The 13,456-nt window shown below is 45.5% G+C and carries 18 protein-coding genes; 2 read left to right on the top strand and 16 right to left on the bottom strand.

The window, feature by feature from the left end:
* Positions 1-18: 18 nt before the first annotated feature.
* From NSQ58_RS24415 to zwf, 9 genes are all read right to left on the bottom strand, one after another.
* Positions 19-528 carry a hypothetical protein gene (locus NSQ58_RS24415; protein ID WP_023988310.1) on the bottom strand — a complete coding sequence of 170 codons (510 nt, stop codon included), beginning with the start codon at positions 526-528 and terminating at the stop codon, positions 19-21.
* Positions 529-701: 173 nt separating this feature from the next.
* Positions 702-857: a hypothetical protein gene (locus tag NSQ58_RS24410; RefSeq protein ID WP_023988309.1), complete on the bottom strand. Its 156-nt coding sequence runs from the start codon at positions 855-857 to the stop codon at positions 702-704.
* 786 nt (positions 858-1,643) lie between these two features.
* The gene (locus NSQ58_RS24405; protein WP_341058335.1) at positions 1,644-2,729 is read right to left on the bottom strand and encodes a lactonase family protein; all 1,086 of its coding nucleotides are present in this window, start codon (positions 2,727-2,729) and stop codon (positions 1,644-1,646) included.
* A 69-nt stretch (positions 2,730-2,798) separates the two neighbouring features.
* Complete coding sequence (locus NSQ58_RS24400; protein WP_028542408.1) at positions 2,799-3,245, bottom strand: OsmC family protein; 447 nt, start codon at positions 3,243-3,245, stop codon at positions 2,799-2,801.
* 55 nt (positions 3,246-3,300) lie between these two features.
* On the bottom strand, positions 3,301-4,509 hold the full coding sequence (locus NSQ58_RS24395) for an MFS transporter (protein WP_023988307.1): 1,209 nt from the start codon (positions 4,507-4,509) through the stop codon (positions 3,301-3,303).
* Between the two features lie 234 nt (positions 4,510-4,743).
* Positions 4,744-4,869, bottom strand: coding sequence for a hypothetical protein (locus NSQ58_RS24390; RefSeq protein WP_256703523.1), 126 nt, complete (start codon positions 4,867-4,869; stop codon positions 4,744-4,746).
* A 20-nt stretch (positions 4,870-4,889) separates the two neighbouring features.
* A complete protein-coding gene (locus tag NSQ58_RS24385; protein WP_028542409.1) occupies positions 4,890-5,564 on the bottom strand; it encodes an SOS response-associated peptidase in 675 nt (224 codons plus the stop codon).
* A 156-nt stretch (positions 5,565-5,720) separates the two neighbouring features.
* The gene (gene gnd, locus NSQ58_RS24380; protein ID WP_341058333.1) at positions 5,721-6,614 is read right to left on the bottom strand and encodes a phosphogluconate dehydrogenase (NAD(+)-dependent, decarboxylating); all 894 of its coding nucleotides are present in this window, start codon (positions 6,612-6,614) and stop codon (positions 5,721-5,723) included.
* Positions 6,615-6,668: 54 nt separating this feature from the next.
* Entirely contained in the window at positions 6,669-8,171 is a 1,503-nt protein-coding gene (gene zwf / locus NSQ58_RS24375; RefSeq protein WP_023988303.1) for a glucose-6-phosphate dehydrogenase, read from the bottom strand.
* A gap of 290 nt (positions 8,172-8,461) precedes the next feature.
* Between zwf and NSQ58_RS24370 the strand changes: the two genes are divergently transcribed.
* Complete coding sequence (locus NSQ58_RS24370; protein ID WP_007430161.1) at positions 8,462-8,782, top strand: winged helix-turn-helix transcriptional regulator; 321 nt, start codon at positions 8,462-8,464, stop codon at positions 8,780-8,782.
* A 142-nt stretch (positions 8,783-8,924) separates the two neighbouring features.
* On the top strand, positions 8,925-9,254 hold the full coding sequence (locus tag NSQ58_RS24365) for a hypothetical protein (protein WP_023988302.1): 330 nt from the start codon (positions 8,925-8,927) through the stop codon (positions 9,252-9,254).
* Positions 9,255-9,264: 10 nt separating this feature from the next.
* Here the strand turns inward: NSQ58_RS24365 and NSQ58_RS24360 are convergent, their stop codons facing one another.
* The 7 genes from NSQ58_RS24360 to NSQ58_RS24330 form a co-directional block, all read right to left on the bottom strand.
* The gene (locus NSQ58_RS24360; RefSeq protein ID WP_340981375.1) at positions 9,265-10,188 is read right to left on the bottom strand and encodes an NAD(P)/FAD-dependent oxidoreductase; all 924 of its coding nucleotides are present in this window, start codon (positions 10,186-10,188) and stop codon (positions 9,265-9,267) included.
* A 236-nt stretch (positions 10,189-10,424) separates the two neighbouring features.
* Entirely contained in the window at positions 10,425-11,027 is a 603-nt protein-coding gene (locus tag NSQ58_RS24355) for a nitroreductase family protein (protein WP_025722870.1), read from the bottom strand.
* 106 nt (positions 11,028-11,133) lie between these two features.
* Positions 11,134-11,412 carry a hypothetical protein gene (locus tag NSQ58_RS24350; protein ID WP_013310018.1) on the bottom strand — a complete coding sequence of 93 codons (279 nt, stop codon included), beginning with the start codon at positions 11,410-11,412 and terminating at the stop codon, positions 11,134-11,136.
* Between the two features lie 130 nt (positions 11,413-11,542).
* Positions 11,543-11,869, bottom strand: a complete 327-nt coding sequence (locus NSQ58_RS24345; RefSeq protein WP_023988299.1) for a (2Fe-2S) ferredoxin domain-containing protein — start codon at positions 11,867-11,869, stop codon at positions 11,543-11,545.
* Positions 11,870-11,904: 35 nt separating this feature from the next.
* The gene (locus tag NSQ58_RS24340) at positions 11,905-12,405 is read right to left on the bottom strand and encodes a metallophosphoesterase family protein (RefSeq protein WP_023988298.1); all 501 of its coding nucleotides are present in this window, start codon (positions 12,403-12,405) and stop codon (positions 11,905-11,907) included.
* 23 nt (positions 12,406-12,428) lie between these two features.
* Complete coding sequence (locus NSQ58_RS24335; RefSeq protein ID WP_076294861.1) at positions 12,429-12,863, bottom strand: Rrf2 family transcriptional regulator; 435 nt, start codon at positions 12,861-12,863, stop codon at positions 12,429-12,431.
* Positions 12,864-12,960: 97 nt separating this feature from the next.
* Positions 12,961-13,338 carry a DivIVA domain-containing protein gene (locus NSQ58_RS24330; protein WP_023988297.1) on the bottom strand — a complete coding sequence of 126 codons (378 nt, stop codon included), beginning with the start codon at positions 13,336-13,338 and terminating at the stop codon, positions 12,961-12,963.
* Between the last annotated feature and the right edge of the window lie 118 nt (positions 13,339-13,456).

The following is a 13,456-nucleotide window of genomic DNA, read 5'->3' as shown; positions in this document are numbered from 1 at the left end:
AATGAGATTACTTCTATTTTAAGGAATGAATTGCTGCACGATTTTTATAACTTTACCCTCACGAAGCGTAATATGGTATGGAAATTGACTGAGGTCCAGAACGTCCTTTTTAGCAAAATCTTTCTCAAACTGTGCCAGAGGAATCGATTCGTTCCATTGCACGTCTGTATCTTCTATGTTACCCGTGTGATCATAAATCTGCACCTCTACTGAAGCATCTGGTGCAACCTGATACACGTCATTTTGCACGGAATTGTTTACGATGTAGTAGCCATCCGGAGCTCCATCCAATCCTGTATTTCCTTCATGCTCCACAAATGCTTTGTCAGCTGCCGCGCCTTCATACCATTCAATCGGGTCTGCCGACAAATAAATTTGTCCGTCACGAATCTCCATTTGGTTTATATATACGGTCTCCTGATTTTCAGCAGCTGCTACAGGCGTGTAGCCTTGCGCTGTTGCCCCTGCCGTCGTAATCAGCATCATCATTAAAGCCAATACGGTCCATTTCGAAGCTAGTTTCATCATGTCTGATCTCTCCTTGCCGTTTGGGTATGTACACGGTGTCTGTAAGCTTCATTACCCTTGTGTACTTATCATAAACGTTGCACGGTTAAAAAGTGTATCAGATACATAAAAAAGAAGTTACGATTTTTTAAGACTTGGTCTTAAAACTTGATAACATGTCCTATTTGTCTTTGCTATCTTAATAATCCGACCTGACGTGCCTGTTCTTCGGTGAGAATAAACTCTTCATTTTGCCATACTTCGTCCTCTTTGGTCACAGCAAACATCCCCATGATCTCTGTCCATATTCCTTTGTCGACGGCTTCCTTTTGCGTAATGATAATTTTCATTTCGTTTCCTCCTTTATATACTCTTATCGGTCTGTGAGGCCCACTTCGCGATCAGATGGTTTCTCCGATCGCTGTTGGAGCTTGATTTTTTGAATATATTTTAATGGTTAAAATCAAGTTCCAAAGGCGAACGCTATCGCTTCTCCGAAATCCATCTGCCCGCTTCGTTACTCAGTTTATCCTTGCCATTGCTCATTTTTCATGAGTTTGCCTCTAAAAAAGCCAACGACCTAAACTAATACTTAGGCCAAATATAATACTTTTATTTTAAGCCTCTAACCCTTATATGGAACTCACAATGCTTGTCCTAGATTTGCATTATCGGATTGAGAGATTCTTGTCCCGCTTATAACATATGTACCCTTTTCCTGCCGAGATTATTCGTATCTTATTTGTAACCATAAAATTTTATATTATTTTTGTAGGTAGTGACTTCTTTTGAAATGACTAAGCCCTAAAATAAAAACGGCTGTAGGTTATCCTACGAGCCGTTTTCACTAAAAAATTTTCTATGCTTGGTTAATCTATCAGTACCATCAACATATACGTATTCATTTATTGTTTCTGCATAAAAAAATGGTCGCCAAAAGCACTAAAGCAGCGGAGAGGACGGAATTGTTCTGAAGAAGCGGAGCGTTCGCCTTTGTCCCCGGATTTCTACCCTTGAACATACAATCGAGAAATCCGGGGGCAACAGCGACCGGAAGAATGATCCGTTCTCGTAGCGACCATTATCCGCATCACTATCACTTAACCACTCCGCATGATATAAATGTAGCGCTCCTTTTACACAGAAAAGTAAAAAGGCTGTACGCATACTGGCTTGGACACGGTTACTTGTTGCCCAGTGTAGGTCAAGCGTCCACTTGCCTTGTCCACTTTGAACGTAACAATGTTGTTGGTGTCGCGGTTGGCCACGAGCATATGGTCACCATTTGGAGTCAAAGCAAAATGGCGTGGATGCTCCCCTTCGGCAGATACATGCTCGACCAAGCTCAACTTGCCATTTGCTCCGTCTACAGCGTATACCACAATGCTGTCATGCCCGCGGTTGGAACCGTACAGATAAGCTCCATCCCCCGAAATCGCAATTTCAGCAGTTGTGTTTTCACCTGTAAAGTCAGACGGCAGTGTCGGTACGCTCTCAAGCTCAGTGAGTTTGCCAGCCTCTGCATCAAATGCAAAAGAAGTAATGGAAGAATCCACTTCGTTAATGACAAAAGCAAATTTACCATTCGGGTGGAACGTCAAATGACGTGGACCTGCACCTGCATGGGTTTTCGTTTCACCATGAAGCACCAGTTGTCCTTTGCTGTCATCAATGGTGTAAACGCGGATCAGATCCAGGCCGAGATCTTGTACGAACAGGAAGCGGCCATCCGGACTAAAGAAACTGGAATGTGGATGTGGACGATCCTGACGTTCAGGATGTGCTCCTTTGCCCTCATGCTGTTTAACATCCAGCAACTCACCGATACGTCCGTCCTCAGTCAGAGACACCAGTCCCACCATACCTCCGTGGTAGCTGACTACAATAAGGTAACGATCAGATGGATCACGCTGAATGTGGCAAGTTGTTGCACCCACGTTTTCCGCACGATTCAGTAATGTAAATGTTCCTTTAACTGGGTCAATTTCGAAAGCAGAGGCTTCGCCTACTTTCGCTCCTGCAGCAGAAGTCGTCTCTCCAATGGAATACAGCTTCCGATTTTTGACGTCCACATTCAGGAATGTAGGATTTTTCAAGCCGGAGAACTCATCCTGTAGTGTAAGTGCTCCTGTCTGTTCATTAAAAGTGTACGAATAAACTCCGTTACCTTCCAATTCGGCGTAAGAGCCTGCGAATACGAGCAATTTTTGTTGTGCTGTCATGGTTGTGTCCTCCTTGGATTAAAAAAATGATGGGCAATTGGAATGATTGCTCCTGTTACAAATATCGCTTTAAGAGGCGCGCTCCACCACGGGCTCTGTGGACAACGTCACATTTCCCGCTACGGCACGCGAGATCATGCATGAGGTTTCTGCCTGCTCTGCCAGTCGCAATGCTTGTTCGATCTGCGATTCTGTCGCATCGGCGGCCAATTGAACCTGCGGACGATGCACAATTCGGCGATATGTAAAAATATTGTTCGTTACATCGACAATCCCTTCGGATTCCAGCGCCAGTGATGCCACCGGGAGACTCGCGCGCTCCATCATAGCCGCCAACGTAATCAAATAGCAGGTAGCAGCGGCACCGAGCAGCATTTCATCTGGATTGGTGCCCACACCAGGGCCCCCCATCTCAGCTGGGATCGAAATTGCAGTCCGCAACTGTCCAGCCTCAATACGGCCGTCGCTGTTGCGCCCCCCGTTCCAGTCTGCCTTGAGCAGAAAGGTATGCTCCATTTCAGGTCACTCCTCTCTCTTATATTATGAATCTTTACACAGGTGAATGTAAAGGTTAGTCAATCTCCTGGTTTTTGGTTTCCGTACCCAGCAACCATACAGCCGCTGCTCCGATCAAGATAGCTACGAAGAAAATCACAAAGATAGATGGTAACGCTACGCCTTGTCCTACGAGTATACCGACCGCAAAAGGCCCGATAACGCCTCCAATACGGCCAAACGCAGCCGCCATACCCACACCGGTAGAACGGACCGCTGTCGGGTACAATTCCGGAGTATAAGCGTACATGGCTCCCCAAGCACCGAGATTAAAAAAGGACAAGCAGATACCAGCAGCTAGCAGCATTCCCGCCGTTTCCGAGGTGCCGAACCAAATGGCGGACACTGCTGTGAGCAGCAAGTAGATGATCAGTACGAATTTGCGCCCCAGCTTTTCAATTAGATAGGCGGCGGTAAAGTAACCTGGTAGTTGCGCAAGCGTCATAATCAGTACATATTCAAAGCTTTTAACCAGTTCGAAACCTTTCATAAACATAATGCTCGGTAGCCACAGGAACATGCCGTAGTATGAAAATACAACTGTGAACCATAAAATCCACAGCATCAGCGTAGACTTGCGATTGGGTCCCGACCAAATCGAAGCCAATCGTGCACGCAGCGGAAGTTTAACGCTTTGCTGCTTGTAACGCGGTGAATCCTCAATAGCTCTGCGCAGATAAAGAGCGTACAGCGCAGGTACTGCGCCGAGAATAAATGCCATTTGCCAACCATACTTTGGAATAACAAAATAAGCAATAAGAGCCGAAAGGATCCAGCCTGCCGCCCAGAAGCTTTCCAGCAGCACAACCGCTCTTCCTCGTTCTTTCACAGGCACTGATTCTGACACCAGCGTCGAAGCAACAGGCAATTCCCCGCCCAAGCCTGCACCAGCAATAAAACGCAGCACCAGCAGCATTCCGAGACCTGTCGCAAAAGCGGATAAGCCGCTGGCAATAGAAAAGATCAACAATGTCCACACTAATATGGCGCGTCTGCCGTAACGATCCGCCAAAATCCCCGCCAAAGCGGCTCCGAACACCATTCCTATCGAATTCATTGCAGTCAGCAGTCCAATTTGCTCAGATCCCAGATGCCACTCCTTTGCCAACGCTGCGACTATAAATGAAAGCAGCCCCACATCCATAGCATCAAACAACCAGCTGAGCCCTGCGCTAAACAGCAATTTTCTTTTTTTGGCTGGTGGTAATGAAGTTAATTCACTCATGATTCGCTCTCCCTTAAAAATATATCGTATGTAGACGTATATTCAGGTGTCTTGTCACCTGTAGCCTAGCATCTATTGTACCGTAAGCTTCCTTAATCTGCGAGCTTTTTAACACAGAAAAAAACGGAAGATTGCCTACGGCAATTCTCCCGCCTTCTGGAACCTGCCACTTACCGGTTTTGGACCAGACCGATGATCGTCACCATGAGCACTAGCAGCTGGATGAGTGTATCGTTACTCATTCCAATCGCCTCCATCCCACATGAGATACTCCTTCGGCCGTTTCCCCTCTCCCCGGATCATGACGCTTGTTCCCCAATACATACCTATGCAGGTGGCGGGAAGCTTATGATCAATCATGGATGAAAATCTCCATACGTTTAAGGTTTAATCCAGGACCACTGCAAATCCATTTCCTGAATACATTCACGGTTATCATGTTCATCATTGGCCACCAGTGGGGTCACTGGATAGATACTCATGTCTCCTTGCTCATACGTGCGCAGTAGAGGCAACAGCTCATCTATGTTCTGGACAGACGGGTCCAACCATGAATCTATATGATCAGCTTCCAAAATAGCCGGCATACGGGTATCGAATTCACGTATATCCGTATTGGCATGAACTGTCATCATCGTACAGGTGCGTAAAGGCTCCTTACGACTATCCTGCCATACTTCATATAGCCCCGCGACCGCAAACATCTTCTGTTCCGGCAGTACCACCCGTACAGCACACATGCGTTTACCCAATTTGCGCCAATAATAAAATCCATTGCATGGAATGATACAACGTCGGGTTTCCGCCATCTTGCGATAACTCGGATTTACCCGAACCGTATTCAAGTCTGCATTGACACAATCCTTGCCCCAGTAGGGAATAAATCCCCAGCGAAATTCATCAAGTACCCGTTCTCCATCCTGATGCAGCACAATTGGAATATGCTGGGTGGGACTCATGTTATAACGCGTTTTGTAATAATACATCACCCGTTGTATACCAAAATGATCCCTTACCTCATCCAAATCAGCCGATAACGAAAACCTTTTGCACATACGCTATTCATCCTTCCGCCTTTTTCATCTATTGTGCGGATATACAAGGAAAAATATGCATATGCAGGTTTTGCAAACATCCAATAAACGACAAAACATATAGCAATATCCCCGCAGTTGTGAAGCTACGGGGATAGATACTAGCTTATATCGTTATTACTTCTTTTCTACCGCGTGACCGCCAAATTCATTGCGCAGCGCAGCAACCACTTTCCCGTTGAACGTGTCCGCATCAAGAGACCGGTAGCGCATCAGCAGGGACAAAGCAATGACTGGAGTTGCAGCCTGAATGTCCAGTGCTTCCTCAACCGTCCATTTTCCTTCACCAGAAGAGTGCATAACCCCACGGATTTCGTCCAAGTTTGCATCTTTGGAGAATGCACGTTCAGTCAAGCCCATCAGCCAAGAGCGAATAACAGAACCGTTGTTCCACACACGCGCTACTTGTTCATAATCAAAGTCAAAGCTGCTTTTTTCCAGCACTTCAAATCCTTCACCGATGGAAGCCATCATGCCGTATTCCACACCGTTATGAACCATTTTCAGAAAATGTCCGCTTCCGGATTTACCTGCATACAGATATCCGTTTTCCACTGCTGTGTCGCGGAAAATAGGCTCAACAACCGCCCAAGCTTCCGGATCGCCACCGATCATGTAACAAGCGCCATTGCGTGCGCCTTCCATCCCGCCTGAGGTTCCAGCATCCATGAAGCTGATACCATATGCTTGAAGACGGGCATGGCGAGCAATAGACTCTTTGTAATGAGAATTACCACCTTCAATAATGATGTCCCCTTTGGACAACATCGGTTGAAGCTGCTCCAGCACAGAATCCACAATTTGGTGAGGAACCATAATCCACAATACTCTAGGGGATTGAGTTGCCTGTACAAGCTCTTCCAATGTGGAAGCACCTGTAGCTCCATAATCCTTCATTTCTTGGATGGCGGCTGCATTGACGTCGTAAGCCACAAGTTCATGCTTATGATCGATCAAATTTTTCCCGAGATTTAAGCCCATTTTTCCCAAACCAATTAATCCTACTTGCATTGTAAAGGCCTCCTGCCGTAGCAAACATATTTTGTATATACTTTCTTATTGATGTTAAGAACGAACGACTGCTTTTTCAGTGCTTTCGGACTTTTCGTCCAGCCACCATGTAAAGCCTTGCTCTTCCAACAATTGATCTGAAGCTTCTGGACCGTAAGAGCCTGCTGCATACGTATGAAGTGGAACCTCACCACGAGCAAAAGCTTCCAGTACAGGTTGAACCCACACCCATGAAAGCTCAACTTCGTTCCAATGAGCAAAAAAGGTGGAATCGCCGCGCAGCGCATCAAAGATGAGGCGCTCATAGGCTTCTGGTACATCCTTGGCCTCGGAATGATAATTCATCAGAACCGTTTCCAGTTGACCAGCGTTTAACGGGTCTCTGCTATTCAGACGCAGCGTTACCTTTTCATCCGGGTTAACATGGATGATCAGCAAGTTCGGGTCAGTCGGTTGCCCTTGAGCGGCATAAGGATCTGTGCTGTCCTTTTTGAATTCCACAACGATACGAGTAGATTTTTCTTTCATGCGTTTGCCAGTACGAATATAGAAAGGTACACCCGACCATTGTTCGTTGTCAATCCATAGGCGAGCTGAAATGAAAGTATCATTTTGTGAATCAGGACCGATGTCCGGCTCTTCATTATAGGAAGGAACTGCTTTTCCGTTGATCTCACCGTTGGTATATTGGCCTCTAACCACGTTGGAAGCAATATCGGAAGGATCAAGTGCACGAAGCGCGTCCATCACCTTGCTTTTTTCATCACGCACCTGGTCAGCCGTGACATGTCCCGGCTTGTTCATAGCCGTCATCATCAACACCTGTAGCATGTGATTTTGTACCATATCACGAATAGCGCCGGAATGATCATAGTATCCTGCTCGCTCCTCCACCCCTACAGTCTCGGATGCGGTAATTTGCACATTGGCGATGTATTGATTGTTCCATATCCCTTGAAGCAATGGATTAGCAAATTTTAAGGCTTCCAGGTTTTGTACCATGGGCTTACCTAAGTAATGGTCAATACGATAAATCTCATCCTCAGCAAAGGTTCTGCTCAGGCGATCATTCAGCTCACGTGCTGATTCCAGATCATGTCCAAATGGTTTTTCGATAATGAGCCGTTTCCAACCCTTTGTTTCAGCTAAACCACTCTCCCGAATATTGAGGGCAATCACATCAAAAAATTCCGGTGCCACCGATAAGTAAAACATGCGGTTCCCCGGAATTCCCAAGTCATTTTCACGTTGCTCAGCAAGCTGCAGCAGCTTTTTATAATCTTCCGGGTGGTTGACGTTCAATGCGCTGTAACGGAAAGCACTTAAGAACTGATCCATCTGTGCACGGTCTTCATTCACGTGTCTGGAAAAATCCTTAATGGATTGCTCTACATTACTTTGAAATTGCTCGTCCGCCACTTCACGACGCCCCATCCCAATTACAGAAAAGGAAGCCGGAATTTTACCTTCTACAAACAAATTATACAAGGCAGGGTAAATTTTGCGTTTCGCCAAATCCCCTGTCGCTCCAAATAAGACAAATGTCATTGAATCCATGAAATATTCCTTCTTCCCATTATAAAGATGAGGTTATTAAAAGTTACCTGAGGAATTAACGTAACCCATAATACACCCAAAATAAGGGGCAAGTCAATCAAATTTTAGCGAAATCGTGAACATTCGATATATCCTGTAATGATAACGTTTTCTGTGGTATGATTGACGAAAGGAAAGAGAAAAAACTGTTAAATATGTCACAGTTGATACAAAGCGTTATAGTTACTATTGGTATACAGAGTTACTTTTAGTATACTGTTTAAAACAACAATGAAATTGAGGGGATTCAGATGAGCGACGACAGGCAGCCTAAGCTTTTGTGCGGTAAGGTGGAACAGTCCTTTCAGATCATCAGCAAAAAATGGACCGCTCTCATCATTCATACTTTGATGGAACATCCCAAACGATTTAGTGAAATTCACGTCTCCATACCTGATCTTAGTAAACGCATGCTGAACGAACGCATCAAGGAACTAGAGCTTTCCGGCCTGATCCTTCGCAATGTCATCACAGAGCGGCCTGTGCGTACCGAGTATTCGCTGACACGCAAGGGTAAAGAGCTAGGTGATGCATTAAATGGTGTGGAGAGCTGGGCCGAGAGATGGCTTTAACCGCTAACAGGAGGTCGTCACACAGGGTCTCCTGTTATTGTGTTACCCCATGTGGATCATAATACAAACTATAGTACGAAAATAATGGAACAGCCGCGCAGCAGCTCATGATTTCAGAATGAGCCAAGGAAGGATGAGAACGATGGCATTTGGCATTACCCGGCAGGAGCTTATGGCCTGGAAAAGAGAGGTCAGTCGTGGTGAAATTGCTTTCCTGACACATTACTGGCTGGATGATCGCTTTCCAGGCATTACAACCGTCACCAAGGTGGGATGTTCTGATTTGGACAAGCTGCGCTTATGGTGCAACCATAACGGATTGAACCCCCAATATATTCATCAGCGTCAGCCCTATCCGCATTTTGATCTTATCGGCAACAAACAGACGGAAATTTTACGTAAGTACGGCATGAGCGATCAATTAAAACGCTTCGAACTTCAACTCCCAACGAGTACACACCCATCGTTCTAAACCGCAGCTCTCAGAGCTGCGGTTCTTTTGTTTTCATACCAGTTAATACCTTGTGTATCCAAATCGCTGACATAGCTCCTTCTCCCATCGCCACAGTCGCTTGCTCGGCATGAGCTCCTAAGTCCCCGGCTACCCATACATTTTCCACATTTGTCATTTTGCTGCGAGGATGAGTCTCAATATGCTTATTATGCAGCAGATGTACACCCAGTTGCTCCGCCAGCTCTGAATGAACGTGATTGCTGCCAAAGGCTAAAAAGCCCCGCTCTGCTCGAACCACATGTCCATCAGCCAGCCGCACTCCTTCAAAACAGCCCCATTCTCCGGTTATAATCTCTGATATGGCTGCTTCCTTATAGCCAATCCCTTTTTCCCGCAGCTTTACGATCAGCTCGTCCGGCACCTCTGAACGCTCATGATTGACATAAACAAGTTGATCGGTGCGCGCTGATAAAGTCAGAGCCATGGAAGCTCCTGCTTTGCCTGCCCCCATAACGACCGTGCTGCGATCCTGAACCTCATAACCGTCACAATCCGGGCATACATATACACTGTTGCCCAAGCAGGCTTGTAACCCATCCAGCTTTGGAAAACGGTCCGTTAGCCCTGTCGCCAACAGCAGCGTTTTTGACGAATAGACGGATCCTGCCTCCACTTGAATGTCAAAAAGCTCATCTCTTTTGGTGGCTTTTACCGCCTTCCCTTCAACAAATTCAGTACCTAGTTTCGTGGCTTCACTGCGTCCAAGCCGTCGCAGCTCTTCACCAGAAATTCCGTCAGGAAAGCCCAAAATATTATGATACTGGTGGCACAGCGTAGATCGACCATTGCCCGAATCTATCACTAGAACTCGATGACTGCTGTATCTCCCCAATTGAATCGCTGCTTGCAATCCGGCAATTCCCCCACCAACAATAATGCAATCATAGTTCATCACTTTTCCTCCTTTGAATGCGCGTTATCCTAGACATCTGCATAAAATCGCAATAACACCTATGTAAACTTCTCATCCAATTTTAAACATAATATCACCCACTAACGGATGAATTAACCCCTGTGTCCGTATATATCAAAAGCTTACATGCCTTAAAAATGGAATGACAAAGAGCACTGTAGATAACCACAGTGCTCTAATCAGGCTGAACCTTAAACGTCATTTTATCGTGAACATTATTTAAATGTTTTTACGCGTTCCTCAACAGGCTGGAATTCTTTTTCACCTGGTTGGAATGTCGGTTTACCAAATGGCATTTCAGCAATCAGTTTCCAATGCTCAGGAATGTTCCATTCGTTTTTCACTTTTTCATCAATCAATGGGTTGTAATGCTGAAGGGATGCCCCCAGTCCTTCTTGCTCCAGAGCCGTCCATACAACCAATTGCAGCATACCATTAGATTGGTTGGACCAGATCGGGAAATTGTCCGCATAGGCTTCAAATTGTTGTTGCAGACCAGCCACCACGTTATTGTCTTCAAAGAACAAGACTGTTCCGTATCCGCTGCGGAAACCGTTCATCTTCTCGGCAGTAGACTTGAATTGCTCCTCATTGCCTACAACCTCACGCAAAATATCTTCTGTAATATTCCATAGTTTGTCATGATGCTCTCCAAGCAGCACTACAGCGCGTGAAGTTTGGGAGTTGAAAGAGGTAGGTGTGTACTTGACAGCTTCCTCTACAATCTCTTGAATCCGTTGGTCAGAAATGACCTGTTCTTTGCTAATACCATAATAGGAGCGTCTGTCTTTCAGAGCTGTGAAGAAGTCTTTAGCCATTTTGTTACCTCCTGAGAAAAATTAATTACTTTTCGTAACTTAATATACATTACATATATCTTAAAGTCAAGAGATTTCTTTTTAAATATTACCAGTTAGTTGATGATTATACGCCACCATTATATTTTTTCTCACTGGAAGAGGTGTGCTTGGTTGCATCCTTGTCTCTCTCCTCCTGCCTTTCCATCTTCAAATCCTCTACGGGAATGGCGTCTACCGTCTGCTCAATCTCAAAACGGTCAAACAAGCTTTCCTGCTCTGTCGGATACTGCTCTGCATGATCTCGATTGATCGACTGTTCCTGATGTTTAGACTCCGTTGTTCCTTTCCCCGTCTGTCCTTTCTGCTCATTCTGATCGTGCAGGTTATCTTCAAATGGGGCCATTTTACTTCCCTCCCTATCGGATTGGTGTTCACAGTATACTTTTACCTTTCACATCGAGGATTAAACGCAAAAAAGAGAAAATCTCCGCAAAGATTTTCTCTACTCATGTTCTTATAGATGGTTGATTGGATTATTCCGAGCTGGATTTACCTGTACACTCATGAAAAAGATGAGGTTCCAGCTTCTCTCCCGTTACGAGCTTCTGCACCAGTTGAGTCCCCGAGTCGGGGGTCATTTGACCATACCAGTCCCCTTGAGGATATACGATCACAACCGCAGCATCATGACAACGCCCATTACAGCGAGTTCTGGTCGTGTGAATATATGCTTCTGCATTTTGTTTACGAATTTCATCCCGAATTGCCTGTGTAACTTCTTCACCCTCATGTCGCATACATGTGCCTCCATTGCAGATCAACACATGATGCTTCATTGGTTCTAATTCAAAAATGGCCATAGCTTCCCCTTTAATCAACAGTTGTTGGTTTTAAATCAATGTTTATCTGGATAAAGAACAAGCTGTGCTTCCATCTGACCAGCTTCAATCGTCAGCACGATAAATGAATATTCGTCTTCGCCGCGTTTGTCCGTCGGAGACCCCGGATTAAGGACAAGCTGACCGTCAATCGTTTTGACCACCGGAATATGCGAATGTCCATAAATCAGGCAATCTAGCGTTTCTCCCTTAAACGTATTCAATGCGATATTTTCTGTCGTTCCTCGCCAGCCGTGACCGTGAACCATGCCGATCCGCTTGCCTTCAACTTCAACGATTCGCTGATAGCCTAAACGCTCCACGATGTCCATTCCATCATTGTTTCCAGCAATGCCTTGCACAGGCGCAAATTCAGCTAGACATTCATATACGAACCAATCCGTCCAGTCTCCGGCATGGAGAATGAGGTCACTGCCTTTTAACTCCTGTACAAGCCGACTAGGCAACGCTTTGCTTCTATGCGGCATATGAGTGTCTGAAAGTACGATGATTTTCATATAAATTCTCCTTACCAGCGTCTTTACACGGATGAACTTTGTTGCCCCACGCGCTGCTGAAGTGCCTGCTCCAGATCTCGCAGCGTAACGGTCTCGAAAAACGCCTGTATTTTCTGCTCTGCCACGGTATATAAACCATCCAACAATGCGTCTATGTTCCTGCCTACCTCACAATTATGATTGCTGTCGGTATGGATGGCGAACAACGGACCTTCATCCTTGGTCGCCTCATAGATCATTTTCAGATTGATGTTTGAACTGGACATGCTTAGACGAAAGCCGCGTGCTCCAGGCGACGAATCCACCAAACCCGCTTGTTTGAGTCGGCTCATAATCCTTCTCACAACTACCGGGTTTGTATTGATGCTGGAAGCAATAAGTGACGATGTCATTCGATCCGGTGCCCCTTCAGCCAGAAGAAGCAGACAATGGATACTAACGGAAAAATGGGTACTCATGTTAACCACCTTTATGTGTGTGCCTCATTAATTGTTTGGAAAAATGCTTGTTTCCATCATACCACAATAGAGGCACCAACACAGTGCTTACTGCACCTTACTCCGGAAAATAGTCATTTTCAGGACGTACTCGCACTTTTAATTGGCGTACACTATATTCCAACTGCTTAACGATATCCTCCAGTTGACGACGGTCCAGTCCATTAAGGTCGGCCGCAGGCTTGGGTGCATTTTTCAAATCACGTATGGTTGCCTGCTGCTCCTGCCACTTGTCCATCAGGTCGGCTATATTCGCATAAAAGCGTTCATAATCCTTGATCACTTCATCCAGAAAGGCATCCACCTCGTCCGGATCATAGCCGCGCATTTTATTCTTAAACTGTTTCTCATGAATGGAGAGCGCGTCCAGCTGAATGCCCAGTTGTTTAAACAACTGCTTTTGTTTATCCAGACGACGCTTCATATGTTCATCCATCGGTTATTCCCTCCTTAACACACTATTCTTTTTATATCACATTCTAGGCTGGGAATAAAAGTCTCTGCTGATTGCCCGGCCCTCTGAACGGGTATAAAAGAGCATACGTGTCACTTAT

It is taken from the genome of Paenibacillus sp. FSL M7-0134, assembly GCF_038007865.1.
Lineage (GTDB): Bacteria > Bacillota > Bacilli > Paenibacillales > Paenibacillaceae > Paenibacillus > Paenibacillus polymyxa_B.
This window is presented reverse-complemented; position numbering and strand designations above follow the sequence as displayed.

Bases quoted from the DNA above. Each gene is read 5' to 3' on its own strand.
- NSQ58_RS24385 (WP_028542409.1), bottom strand. From the start codon at position 5,564: ATGTGCAAAAGGTTTTCGTTATCGGCTGATTTGGATGAGGTAAGGGAT.
- NSQ58_RS24370 (WP_007430161.1), top strand. From the start codon at position 8,462: ATGAGCGACGACAGGCAGCCTAAGCTTTTGTGCGGTAAGGTGGAACAG.
- NSQ58_RS24360 (WP_340981375.1), bottom strand. From the start codon at position 10,188: ATGAACTATGATTGCATTATTGTTGGTGGGGGAATTGCCGGATTGCAA.
- NSQ58_RS24365 (WP_023988302.1), top strand. From the start codon at position 8,925: ATGGCATTTGGCATTACCCGGCAGGAGCTTATGGCCTGGAAAAGAGAG.
- NSQ58_RS24335 (WP_076294861.1), bottom strand. From the start codon at position 12,863: ATGAGTACCCATTTTTCCGTTAGTATCCATTGTCTGCTTCTTCTGGCT.
- NSQ58_RS24400 (WP_028542408.1), bottom strand. From the start codon at position 3,245: ATGGAGCATACCTTTCTGCTCAAGGCAGACTGGAACGGGGGGCGCAAC.
- NSQ58_RS24390 (WP_256703523.1), bottom strand. From the start codon at position 4,869: ATGATTGATCATAAGCTTCCCGCCACCTGCATAGGTATGTATTGGGGA.
- NSQ58_RS24395 (WP_023988307.1), bottom strand. From the start codon at position 4,509: ATGAGTGAATTAACTTCATTACCACCAGCCAAAAAAAGAAAATTGCTG.
- NSQ58_RS24410 (WP_023988309.1), bottom strand. From the start codon at position 857: ATGAAAATTATCATTACGCAAAAGGAAGCCGTCGACAAAGGAATATGG.
- NSQ58_RS24330 (WP_023988297.1), bottom strand. From the start codon at position 13,338: ATGGATGAACATATGAAGCGTCGTCTGGATAAACAAAAGCAGTTGTTT.
- NSQ58_RS24350 (WP_013310018.1), bottom strand. From the start codon at position 11,412: ATGGCCCCATTTGAAGATAACCTGCACGATCAGAATGAGCAGAAAGGA.
- gnd (WP_341058333.1), bottom strand. From the start codon at position 6,614: ATGCAAGTAGGATTAATTGGTTTGGGAAAAATGGGCTTAAATCTCGGG.
- NSQ58_RS24405 (WP_341058335.1), bottom strand. From the start codon at position 2,729: ATGACAGCACAACAAAAATTGCTCGTATTCGCAGGCTCTTACGCCGAA.
- NSQ58_RS24345 (WP_023988299.1), bottom strand. From the start codon at position 11,869: ATGGCCATTTTTGAATTAGAACCAATGAAGCATCATGTGTTGATCTGC.
- NSQ58_RS24415 (WP_023988310.1), bottom strand. From the start codon at position 528: ATGATGAAACTAGCTTCGAAATGGACCGTATTGGCTTTAATGATGATG.
- zwf (WP_023988303.1), bottom strand. From the start codon at position 8,171: ATGGATTCAATGACATTTGTCTTATTTGGAGCGACAGGGGATTTGGCG.
- NSQ58_RS24340 (WP_023988298.1), bottom strand. From the start codon at position 12,405: ATGAAAATCATCGTACTTTCAGACACTCATATGCCGCATAGAAGCAAA.
- NSQ58_RS24355 (WP_025722870.1), bottom strand. From the start codon at position 11,027: ATGGCTAAAGACTTCTTCACAGCTCTGAAAGACAGACGCTCCTATTAT.